Source organism: Cupriavidus sp. SHE, assembly GCF_000812445.1.
Classification (GTDB): Bacteria; Pseudomonadota; Gammaproteobacteria; order Burkholderiales; family Burkholderiaceae; genus Cupriavidus; species Cupriavidus metallidurans.
The window spans coordinates 1-8,496 of record NZ_JWMB01000088.1 but is presented as its reverse complement, the minus strand read 5'-3'; the positions used below and the strand labels follow the sequence as shown (position 1 = coordinate 8,496).

Sequence of the window (8,496 nt, the reverse complement as noted above, 5' to 3'; positions counted from 1 at the left end):
GGCCCCCCGCCGATGGCTGGGGATACCGGGACGAATGCAGGCTCGACGCTGATTATGGCGGGTGTCTGGTCCGAGCAGGCGGCACGCGCGGAGGCCGATATGGCGCTGGCCAGGCAGCAAACCACGCTGCAGGCGCAAATCGGGCAAAAACGCAGCGGTGGTGCAGCAAACGGCGTCAGCAGTCGTGGCGCTGAACGGGAAGATCTCCGCAGCGTGGAACATCAAGGTAGGGGTCACGCAGGATGGCAAGTACTACGGTGCAGGCATGGCCATCGGCATCGACAACGAAGCCGGCGCCGTGCAATCACAGATCCTGTTTCAGGCTGACCGTTTCGCGCTACTAAACGTGGCTAATGGTGCCGTGACGTCACCGTTCGTGGTGCAGAACGGTCAGACGTTCATTAGCCAGGCATTTATCGGGGTGGGATGGATCACCAGCGCGATGATAGCCAATGCGGCCATTACCAATGCGCAGATTGACAATGCTGCGATTACAACGGCCAAGATCCAAGACGGCAGCGTCACGAATGCAAAGATCGACAGCGCTGCGATCGACTCGGCCCAGATCCGCCTGGCGGCAATCCAGAGCGCCCACATCGTTGACGCCTCCATCAGCACGCTGAAGATTGCGGGGGAGGCCGTGACGGTCCCGCGCGGCTCCGTCAGTGGAAGCGGCAGCACTTCCGTAAGCGATACGACGATCTGCACGATCGCGATGCCCGCCGGTATCCCAACGGTGCTTGTGCAGGCATCGGTTGTACTCCGGGCAGCCGGTACAGCGCGGGCCTACCTTGTGCGCAATGGTGTGCCGGTGTCGGATTACTACTTTGGCTCTCAGGCGGGTCCATCGGTCGTGACCCCGACGCTTGCCTACTTCGACACGTCCCAAGCTGCGGCTACGTATCAGCTGGTGGTGGGGCCATCTGGTACCGGTGGGCAGGTCGATTGGAATGGTGCCGTGCTGACCGGACTTGGCATCAAGCGATGAGGCTTAGTTCGGAAACTGCCGCCTTCGGGCGGTTTTTTATTGGCCCGCCCTGTGCGGGCCTTTCTCATTTATGGAGGGGGTGAATGTCAGAACCAATTAGCGGAGGGGCCGCGCTAGGCGTCGCGGGGGCGGCTGCCTTCAAGGCGGCGGGAGGGCCGGCAGCAGTCGCGGCTGGTGGGAGTGGGCTGGCGGCCATCGTGGTCATGCTGCTGATGCGCCCGCGTACGCGCGGCGAGTGGGCAGTGGCGCTGATCAGTACGGTGGTGTCGAGCGTGGCGGGCGGTGCAGCGGTGGTGCAGCACTATGAGCTGCAGTCGTGGACGCAGAACTATATCGGGCTGGTGGCGCTGTTCGGGCTCGTGTTCGCCTGCGGCCTGCCGGGCTGGGCGGTGGTGCGCTGGCTGTTCAATTTCATCGAGCGGCGCCGCGACAAGGATCTCGCAGACATCGTGCGCGAGGTCAGGCAGGAGGTAACGCTATGACGCTATCCGAAATCATCTGCCTGGCGATCGAGCCGGCATTGCGGCTGCTGCCGCCCGCGATGGATACGGTAAAGGCGCGCGTCATGCTGCTGGCCATCGGGCTGCAGGAGTCGGCATTCGCGGCGCGGCGCCAGGCCGGCAATGGTCCCGCGCGAGGCTTCTGGCAGTTCGAGCTGGGCACGCCTCAGTCGCGCGGCGGGGTGTGGGGGGTGTTCTTGCATGTCGCCAGTCGGCCGCACCTGGAGCGCCTTTGCCTCGCGCGGCGTGTCGCCTTTCAACCGGAGGCCATTCATCGTGCGATCGAGGTGGATGACGTGCTCGCGGCCGGCGTGGCGCGTCTGCTGCTTTTCACAGACCCCTTTGCACTTCCGTCAGTGACCGAGCAGCAGGCGGCATGGGATCTCTATGCCCGCACCTGGCGGCCCGGTAAGCCGCACCCGAAGAACTGGCCTGCCAATCATGCCCGCGCGGTGGCGGAGGTCCAGTCATGACCCTGCCACGACTGCCGTGGCGTTCGATCCTGATCGGCGCAGCGGCGGCAGCTTTGTTCGCTGCGGGTTGGCTGGGTAATGGCTGGCGGCTCGGCGAGCAGATCGCCGAGCTGAAGGCCGAACATGCCACTGAGCAGCGTAAACAAGCTCGTGTCCAAACCAAGGCCGTCGACGATGCCCGCATTGAGGAGCAGCGGCGCGTGGCCGAACAAGTGAAATCCACCAATGATGCTATCCGCCAACTTCATGAAGCACAGGCTAGTGCTCGCGCTGCTGACGCTGCTCGTCGCGAGTTGCTCGCCCGTATTACAGCCATCACCAACGCTGCCCGCAGTCCCCGCGATCCCGCCTCTGTCGCCGCTGGCGCGTCAGCCGGCGATCCCATCCTACTGCTCGCCGACGTGCTTGGACGCGCTGACCAGCGAGCGGGAGACCTGGCGCAATACGCTGACGCAGCCCGAGTCGCTGGGCAAAAGTGCGAGCGGGACTACGACGCCTTAATTTCTACGACGCCTTAGTGCGTGACGGCACAGGAGCCGCCTCTGCAACCATCGCAACGGACGGAAGCAGGCGCAGGAATGTCCGCGCCACCTCAGGGTCGCGGCATGTCAGCCAGTCGTTCCATTCTTCGCGCGGCAGAATCACAACGCCGCGCTTCTCATCTCCAGGCTTGTGGAATCGCTGCATCAGGAGGTGGCTGTCAGCGTTGAGTGTGGGCATGGTGAACGACACCGCGCCATCTGGCCACGTGCGCCACAATCCAGCGATCGCAAACGGTTCCCCGTCCGGCAGGCCAATCCTCCATCGTACGGCCTTGCCCGTCTCCCAGTTCGGCTCGTAGAAGCCTGTGGCCGGTAACGGCAAGATGACGGGTATGGACGCGCACACCTGCGCGATCACACTATGGACATCGGTGGCGTAATCCCGACGGTCCGACAGGCAGCTATCGACCCAAAGCTGCCCATCGCGTCTCCAGGAAGCGGACGTTCCGATGCTATCTCCGTTTGCGCGCCTTCATAGTTTCCGGGGCTGCGACAACCCCGGGAACTCGCGATCGTTGAGGACGAGTTTCAGGTGGTCAAGACGACGATGGACAGAGCCCACGCCTGGCGCCCGGATTTCCGAGCGTCGGGCCTGTGAGTTGGTGGGGTTGTCACGCACGGTCCTGCGCTACGAGCCCAAGGCGCAGCCCGACAACGACCGGTCGCAGGCCAAGCTTATCGAGCTTGCCGGTGAGCACGACGCCGATTTGGCTATCCTCATCGCTGCATGACGTCGAGATTACAACCAGTTCCGGCCGCACAGTGCGCTGGGCTACCAGACAGGAAATCAGCTACTTGGCGGAGACGTGGCGGATTCATTTTTCGAATCCCGACCGCTCCCTAGCGAGCTCTACCCTTGGAGGAGGGAGAATTCTTCGATTCGCCCCATCGCTGCCCTCCCCCTAGATCTTTCCTATACTGAGCGTGCGCCGCACAAACGGTGGAATGGATGGTTGAACCGGGTTCCGCCGGCGCCTCGCTGAGTTTTCCAGAGACAAGCTGTCGCCGCTGATTTCACAGTATTTCAGGGAGAAAGAAATGGCCTCAACAACCTCTTCAAGACTGATCAATGCAGTTGCAAGAATTACGCGGGCAGCCCTGTCAAAAGAACTGGCCGCTCACGTCAATGAAGAACTAGGGCGCCAAATTGTGGCGCGCGCTAACCAGACCATCTCGTTCATCGTAGATGAGTACTCTGGCGTGGCGGGTTTCACAAAAGTTGCCCCCAAGCCAATGCCGGGACCCAACAGCGCAGCCTTGGAGCTCGCCATGAGCCTCGTTGCCACAGCCAATCTTGCCGTACGCTCCGACAATCTTCGCAATGAGCTGAGTAAGATCGCAGGTCAGATCACAGAGAAGGCATACGAGAACGCCGGACTTCGTCCAGAGTAAGACATCAGCTGGACGGGTGCGCAAGATCGGGGAGGGTAGGCGACCGGCTGTCGATGCTCCATCTCTGCTCTCGACGACGTAATCGACGGATAAGCCCGTGGGGAGGCGCAATCATGGGAAACGAGAGGAAGCTCCAGACTGATGACCCAATGCAGTCTGAGAAAAGGAATGAACCTAACTCATCCCAGGGTTCAACGGTAGGAGCAGACGGCGTAATCACCCTGCCCGAAGTCACGGTGGTTGGCGATCCAACCGACGCCAACTACGACCAACCAATTCAAGACGATTGGCTGGGAAATGAGTTGGTCAGCGCCGTAGCCGCCATACCGGAGGCACTCGCCGAGGGCGTCGTTATGGCGGTCATCAAGGAGGCTGGCGCAGCTGACGCGGAAGAGCTCGGCGGCATAATCTGGGGCTGGCTTACGACGCCGACGCCGTCAGTGGATGACCTTCCTAGCGAGCCCGATCCCATGGACGCCGGTACCGACAGCGGCAGCGATGGCAACGCCGACGGGGGGGACCAAGGGGATGACGGGGAGGACGGAGGTGATGGTGAGGACGATGGAGGTGATGGTGAGGACGACGGTGAAGGCGGCGAGGAAGAGAACGAGAGTGGCGATGGCGGGGATGATGTTGGTGCGAGTCGCGACGATCAGATTGCCGCCATGATTGCGCGGGGCTTCGCTGCGGGCGGTGTAATTCCGTCACATGACGACCGCGGGGATGGCGACGGGAGTGGCCAGAACAACAGAGATAGGGTCGGTTCTCTGGTCGCAGAAGCAATGGCTTTAGGCGGTATAGTCGGACCGCACGACGACGGTGGTGACAGTGACGGTACCGGCCGAAACGATAGCGATAAGATCGCCGCACGCATCGGTCGTGCTCTGGCGGCAGGCGTCCCTCTACCACAAGTGGACGAGGGCGGCGATGGCGATGGGACGGGCCGACCATTGCCAACGTTCGGCACGGGCTCTTAACGTCGACTGACAGAGCGCGATGACACAAAAAAAAGAAGGGGGCTCGAAAGCCCCCTCCTCTCAGAAGCGCAGGGCGCGCCTCGCATGGTCTTGCGTTTGGAGAAAGGCGGCAGCGCTATTCAACGCAATGCTCAGGGCAGTCATGAATTTGTGGGGCCGAATGTCAACCGACCGCTTCTGGCCGGACTCGGCCAGCCGGCTGGCCGCCGTCATGCCCGGCAGTCACTGATCGACCCTGGGCGGTCATTGGGGCAGTATGAGTTCCAACGCGTCGGGGATATATAGCGACGGCGAAAGCGAGCTTCGAGACAGGGAGATCCCGGCTGCCGCGCCTAGGTCCACAAGCGCTTCGATTCGCATCCCCGGTGCGGATAGTTTTGCACCGTTTAAGGATCGCTTGTGCAGACTTTTGCTGAGCTCCTCAGGGATGCCATTCAGCAGTGTCGGATATGCGATAACCTCAGGCACAACGAAGACCGACGGTCGCCAAATCTCGCATTGGACCGCGCCGAGCATTTGAATGGGCCTGCCACCACGCAGCCAGGTTGGCGAGTAGGGCCGCCATAGGCTGTCCGGAAGCTCGATCTGCCCATTTTTGGCTCGAAGCCCTATCCCGAACGGCACGGCATTGGTCGATCGCCAATGAGCTCTCGCTGTCAGATTGGCACGATGCTGTTGCTCCGCCGAGCGAAGCAAGTCGGAGTCGGTTACCCATACCAACTCAATATACCCATCTGCGTAGCCGACTGCGATGGAGGCTGTGCCTTGCCCCTGATGGACCATAGCGGGCCAGAGGGCCTGTAGATGGTGCCTCGCAAGCAACTGCCGCGCAGATGCTTCCGATTCGACAAACGCATATATGTGATCAAGTTCAAGGTGCCCGAATGCGTTGTCGGAAAGCGGCATGGTGTCGGCTTGTCGTGGCGTGATGCAACAGTGTACCGAAAGGCCGCTCCTGGCCGATCTCGGTCCGATGCTCGTCGCAGCGGATCTTGATGTATGGACGCCATCATGATTTTTTACCTGGAAGAACGATGGCACTATGGGCAGCGTTCTTCCAGGCCAATGCCGTACCAGTACTACAGATTTTGGGTGTCCATGCCCGAGCACCTCACCGGTAGGCTGGGATCAGGCAAAGCTGCCCAGCTTCCCTATCGTTTCCATCCGGGCGTTGGTCGTGGGGTAGTAGCGCACGCCGGGCGGGATCTTTGTCTTGGGCACCATGCTGAACGAGCCCAGCACCGCTTCGCGCGAGCCATCTTGCGCGGCCCGGATGATCGGGGCAGGGTAGTCGGGCCAGGCCTCTGCCTTCCACTCGCCGGCGGGAGGCTCGACACCGAAGACATCGCGCAACACCTGGCGCTGGGCGGGGGCATAGTTCACGCACATGGGACTTTCTCCAGTGGGGCGCGCCTCATGGTACACGCACCGCAACCCAACTTGGACGGGCTGTTGACATGGAGCAAATTGCAGGGTTGATGCCAGTGCATGCACCGCCGATGATCGTTGGCATGAACGAAGAGCGAAAGAAGATTGTCGAGTCTCTCGGTGCCGGTGTCCCGTCAGAAGTGATAGAGATGCTTCTCCCCTTTGGGCTGATCCTTCGATCCAAGGCAAGCACCATCAATGCCCTCTTAATGGCGAGGCGGCAAAGGGGCATCCAAGCGGAGCTAGAACCTGGGATAAACGAAATCCGTAGGTTGATTGCGGAAGGAATCCTGTCTACGGAAGATGTGCCCGAGCTCTGTTTCGGAACGGAAGCGCCTATGCTGCCCGTGTCACCGGTCGGTCTTGCAGGCGGGCCTGTGATCCCCTGACGACGCACATAAAAAAGCCACGGCCGAAGGCGGACGTGGCTCAATGGGATACGGATTGCCGATCTCTCGGCCATGTCAGGATTGCAGGCCACGATCCGCCTCACATCACCCAATCGGGTGCGCTAGGTTCGTTTCCCCACGGATCAGTTTGTGGATTGGAGTTTTCGCAATGGCATCGGCACTGGCTCCTCAAGGGCACGGCGTGCCGAAGGCCAAACGCGGCCTGCCAAAAAAGAAGAGCCCTCGTCCTGGGGAGGTCGAGGGCTGGAATGGGTAGCGGGCCGACAGGGATGACTGCCCATAGCCAGTACGGGCGTCGCAACCCTGCGGCACGATAACTCAACTGCGCTAAATGAGGCAGCCCTAGGCATGGGCTTGGCCATTGTGCGAATGGACTATTGCTCGTGCTCGCCGTTCCGTTGCTCGTCGCGATACATCGCCTGTAGCCCGTCCGCGATCTGCGAGATCGTCAGGTCCGGGACTTTGCTTCCCCAGGGGTCCGGCGCGGCCAGTATCTGAAGGTCTGTGGGAAATAGCTCGAGGACGGCTCCAGGGTAAAGACATGCTGGAACTGCATCCAACTTACCTGTCGGATTAACCAGAAACACCTCGAAAAGGCGTGGCTCGCTGCCTTCGCAGTCTTTGCCAGCTACGTAGTAGTAGCGCTGGCCGTTTGTAACTAGAGAGGATGCGACGTAAGGCGGAGCGATGCCGGGAATCTTAGGGCTCCTTACGGCAAATATGCGAGCAAGCTCAAGCAGAGCCGGCTCTTCCGCGGCCGGCTCCAAGGTTGCTGTGGTTGTTCTGCTGGCTTCCATCTATGCAATCAAGTGCATATGCTCCCCGGAGCGTAGGTGTCATGGTACACGCACTTCTCGAAACGCCGTAGTCCGGACGCCTGCTAGCTGCGGGATGGGGTCGTTGACACCACAATTGCCTATGCTAGAGATCGCTTCTAGCGAGAGAGGTGGTTATGTGCCTAGAAAGTTATATTTCTCCATCCCAACTCAGGCTGGAGAAAGGTCTCTCCATGAAGCTTGGGATTGGGAGCATATTGCAGGCTGACTGATTCGCCCGCAGCACTAGCAGGCATTTCCCGATGGCAAGCGGTTGTGACAAACGAACTGGAGATCTGCATGAGTGCCTACCACACCGTCGTTTCGAGCATTATCTTTGTGGCCACCCTCGGCATGTGCGGCGTGGCACGCGCCCAGCGCCAGGACAGCAATGCTGCGGCAGTGGATGCGATCCACGATGCAGTGCTGGAAGGTCACAACCCATATCGCCGCGCGACTGACGAGCCGATTAGCGGTGATGCTTTCTCCCCGGAATGTCAGGAACTGTTGGCGGAATTCAACGCCACACCGCATCGAAGTTACCAAGCCACGGGCCCGACCATCCAGACCAGCCAGGGTCGGGTCGTGCCTGGGTTGCAGCGAGACCGGGCGCGTGATGACCTGCTTGATACGTTCCGGGAAAAGTGCATGCATTGATCGCTCCGGCTGCGCGTGGAATTTTCGCGCTTCTCGGATGCGCTTGACGCCGACTACAGCATATATGCGCCCCCTTGAGGGCATATAAGTAATGGCAGTTGAGCCTGGCGACGGCTGGACAAATTCCGTGCTGAGCGTACCGAATTGGTATTCTGGTGTGCGCCGCCCCCTTTCCGTTGGGAAGGTCTCCCCGCGAAGGATTGCAGGGTTAAATTTTTGGGGCACTGTTTGGGGCATCACAGTTATTCATAATTCTCTGTTCCGCCAAAATAAACGGTTACAGCATATTTTATGATTCCTGTCGGCGGGACCAT

11 protein-coding genes and 1 pseudogene are annotated in these 8,496 nt (G+C 60.6%); 9 read left to right on the top strand and 3 right to left on the bottom strand.

What is annotated here, in order from left to right; translation table 11 throughout:
- Window positions 1-184 precede the first annotated feature (184 nt).
- The 4 genes from RN01_RS31035 (at window position 185) to RN01_RS31020 (ending at window position 2,479) form a co-directional block, all read left to right on the top strand.
- Window positions 185-988, top strand: coding sequence for a DUF1983 domain-containing protein (locus RN01_RS31035; RefSeq protein WP_231582329.1), 804 nt, complete (start codon window positions 185-187; stop codon window positions 986-988).
- Window positions 989-1,071: 83 nt separating this feature from the next.
- On the top strand, window positions 1,072-1,470 hold the full coding sequence (locus RN01_RS31030; RefSeq protein ID WP_029307786.1) for a hypothetical protein: 399 nt from the start codon (window positions 1,072-1,074) through the stop codon (window positions 1,468-1,470).
- Window positions 1,467-1,961 carry a hypothetical protein gene (locus RN01_RS31025; RefSeq protein ID WP_029307787.1) on the top strand — a complete coding sequence of 165 codons (495 nt, stop codon included), beginning with the start codon at window positions 1,467-1,469 and terminating at the stop codon, window positions 1,959-1,961. Before RN01_RS31030 ends, RN01_RS31025 begins: the two co-directional genes overlap by 4 nt.
- On the top strand, window positions 1,958-2,479 hold the full coding sequence (locus tag RN01_RS31020; RefSeq protein ID WP_039016836.1) for a DUF2514 family protein: 522 nt from the start codon (window positions 1,958-1,960) through the stop codon (window positions 2,477-2,479). Before RN01_RS31025 ends, RN01_RS31020 begins: the two co-directional genes overlap by 4 nt.
- On the opposite strand, the gene RN01_RS34815 is transcribed toward RN01_RS31020, so the two are convergent.
- The gene (locus RN01_RS34815; protein WP_369799911.1) at window positions 2,466-2,849 is read right to left on the bottom strand and encodes an SOS response-associated peptidase family protein; all 384 of its coding nucleotides are present in this window, start codon (window positions 2,847-2,849) and stop codon (window positions 2,466-2,468) included. The two genes, RN01_RS31020 and RN01_RS34815, sit on opposite strands and share 14 nt — an antisense overlap.
- 229 nt (window positions 2,850-3,078) lie before the next feature.
- Between RN01_RS34815 and RN01_RS34810 the strand changes: the two are divergent.
- The 3 genes and pseudogenes from RN01_RS34810 to RN01_RS31005 form a co-directional block, all read left to right on the top strand.
- Window positions 3,079-3,218: pseudogene (locus RN01_RS34810) on the top strand (IS3 family transposase); the annotation flags it as partial.
- 323 nt (window positions 3,219-3,541) lie between these two features.
- Window positions 3,542-3,895 carry a hypothetical protein gene (locus RN01_RS31010; protein ID WP_039016835.1) on the top strand — a complete coding sequence of 118 codons (354 nt, stop codon included), beginning with the start codon at window positions 3,542-3,544 and terminating at the stop codon, window positions 3,893-3,895.
- 113 nt (window positions 3,896-4,008) lie between these two features.
- A complete protein-coding gene (locus RN01_RS31005; RefSeq protein WP_039016834.1) occupies window positions 4,009-4,872 on the top strand; it encodes a hypothetical protein in 864 nt (287 codons plus the stop codon).
- A gap of 1,128 nt (window positions 4,873-6,000) precedes the next feature.
- On the opposite strand, the gene RN01_RS30995 is transcribed toward RN01_RS31005, so the two are convergent.
- Entirely contained in the window at window positions 6,001-6,261 is a 261-nt protein-coding gene (locus RN01_RS30995; RefSeq protein WP_039016838.1) for an ATP synthase I, read from the bottom strand.
- Between the two features lie 68 nt (window positions 6,262-6,329).
- On the opposite strand from RN01_RS30995, the gene RN01_RS30990 reads away from it, so the two are divergent.
- The gene (locus RN01_RS30990; protein ID WP_156149796.1) at window positions 6,330-6,689 is read left to right on the top strand and encodes a hypothetical protein; all 360 of its coding nucleotides are present in this window, start codon (window positions 6,330-6,332) and stop codon (window positions 6,687-6,689) included.
- A gap of 395 nt (window positions 6,690-7,084) precedes the next feature.
- Here RN01_RS30990 and RN01_RS30985 read toward each other — a convergent pair whose 3' ends face one another.
- Window positions 7,085-7,507 carry a hypothetical protein gene (locus tag RN01_RS30985; RefSeq protein WP_039016831.1) on the bottom strand — a complete coding sequence of 141 codons (423 nt, stop codon included), beginning with the start codon at window positions 7,505-7,507 and terminating at the stop codon, window positions 7,085-7,087.
- A gap of 318 nt (window positions 7,508-7,825) precedes the next feature.
- Between RN01_RS30985 and RN01_RS30980 the strand changes: the two genes are divergently transcribed.
- Window positions 7,826-8,182: a hypothetical protein gene (locus RN01_RS30980; RefSeq protein ID WP_039016830.1), complete on the top strand. Its 357-nt coding sequence runs from the start codon at window positions 7,826-7,828 to the stop codon at window positions 8,180-8,182.
- The last annotated feature ends 314 nt before the right edge of the window (window positions 8,183-8,496 follow it).

Coding starts and splice junctions, on each gene's coding strand:
- RN01_RS30995 (WP_039016838.1), bottom strand. CDS start 6,261: ATGTGCGTGAACTATGCCCCCGCCCAGCGCCAGGTGTTGCGCGATGTC.
- RN01_RS31025 (WP_029307787.1), top strand. CDS start 1,467: ATGACGCTATCCGAAATCATCTGCCTGGCGATCGAGCCGGCATTGCGG.
- RN01_RS31020 (WP_039016836.1), top strand. CDS start 1,958: ATGACCCTGCCACGACTGCCGTGGCGTTCGATCCTGATCGGCGCAGCG.
- RN01_RS30985 (WP_039016831.1), bottom strand. CDS start 7,507: ATGGAAGCCAGCAGAACAACCACAGCAACCTTGGAGCCGGCCGCGGAA.
- RN01_RS30990 (WP_156149796.1), top strand. CDS start 6,330: ATGGAGCAAATTGCAGGGTTGATGCCAGTGCATGCACCGCCGATGATC.
- RN01_RS31030 (WP_029307786.1), top strand. CDS start 1,072: ATGTCAGAACCAATTAGCGGAGGGGCCGCGCTAGGCGTCGCGGGGGCG.
- RN01_RS30980 (WP_039016830.1), top strand. CDS start 7,826: ATGAGTGCCTACCACACCGTCGTTTCGAGCATTATCTTTGTGGCCACC.
- RN01_RS31010 (WP_039016835.1), top strand. CDS start 3,542: ATGGCCTCAACAACCTCTTCAAGACTGATCAATGCAGTTGCAAGAATT.
- RN01_RS31005 (WP_039016834.1), top strand. CDS start 4,009: ATGGGAAACGAGAGGAAGCTCCAGACTGATGACCCAATGCAGTCTGAG.